This is a genomic window from Cupriavidus sp. KB_39, assembly GCF_052114485.1.
Classification (GTDB): Bacteria; Pseudomonadota; Gammaproteobacteria; order Burkholderiales; family Burkholderiaceae; genus Cupriavidus.
The window spans coordinates 1-718 of sequence record NZ_JBFREV010000152.1 but is presented as its reverse complement, the minus strand read 5'-3'; the positions used below and the strand labels follow the sequence as shown (position 1 = coordinate 718).

The 718-nt window shown below is 63.6% G+C and carries 1 protein-coding gene and 1 pseudogene; both read left to right on the top strand.

Annotation, left to right across the window (positions count from 1 at the left end):
- Positions 1 to 252, top strand: a pseudogene (locus AB4Z27_RS29235) (hypothetical protein); the annotation flags it as partial.
- Positions 249 to 629: a RidA family protein gene (locus AB4Z27_RS29230; protein ID WP_092294880.1), complete on the top strand. Its 381-nt coding sequence runs from the start codon at positions 249 to 251 to the stop codon at positions 627 to 629. The pseudogene AB4Z27_RS29235 and the gene AB4Z27_RS29230, both read left to right, overlap by 4 nt.
- Positions 630 to 718 lie beyond the last annotated feature (89 nt).

The window sequence follows — 718 nt, the reverse complement described above, 5'->3', positions numbered from 1 at the left end:
GAGAAGGGCGCGTCGCTGGGCCGGGCCTTCGAGCTGGCGAAATCCATCGTCGCCAACGCCCCGCCGGGCGCGCTGACGGCGGCAAAGGGCCACCTCCACGCCCATGCCGGCTATGACTGGGGCCGGGTGGTCCGCTCTGTGTCCGACGTGCCGCGTGCCGAATGGCAGGAAGGGCTGGATGCCTTCACCGAGAAACGCGCGACGGATTTCGACCGCCTCTGGCAGGCCAGCCAAAGGGGGCAACAGGCATGATCGAGTACATCAACCATGCCAGCGCGCCGTTGCCGCGCGGCCATTATTCCCAGGCGGTCAAGGCGAATGGCTTGATATTCGTGTCGGGCCAGCTCCCGATTATGTTGGGCGATGACCTGAAAATCCCGGCCGGCCTCGACGCCCAGGTCAGGCAGGTGTTCGACAACCTGAAAGCCATCCTGCTGGCCTCGGGCAGTTCGATGCAGAACCTGGTCAACGTGCAGATATTCATCGCCGATATCGCCAACTGGCCCCGGGTGAATGAACTCTATGCCCAGATCCTCGGTGACGGCCCGGCGCCGGCGCGCACGGTGGTCCCGTGCCCGACCATCCACTATGGCGCGGAACTGGAAGTCAATGCGATAGCCGTGGCCTAGACGGCGCCGCAGCGCCCCATCAGCAAATGGTGCTCCGCTTAGGAGCTTTTCTGGCCATCCTGTTTTCCGGGATGGCTTTTTTTTGCATT

Coding starts and splice junctions, on each gene's coding strand:
- AB4Z27_RS29230 (WP_092294880.1), top strand. CDS start 249: ATGATCGAGTACATCAACCATGCCAGCGCGCCGTTGCCGCGCGGCCAT.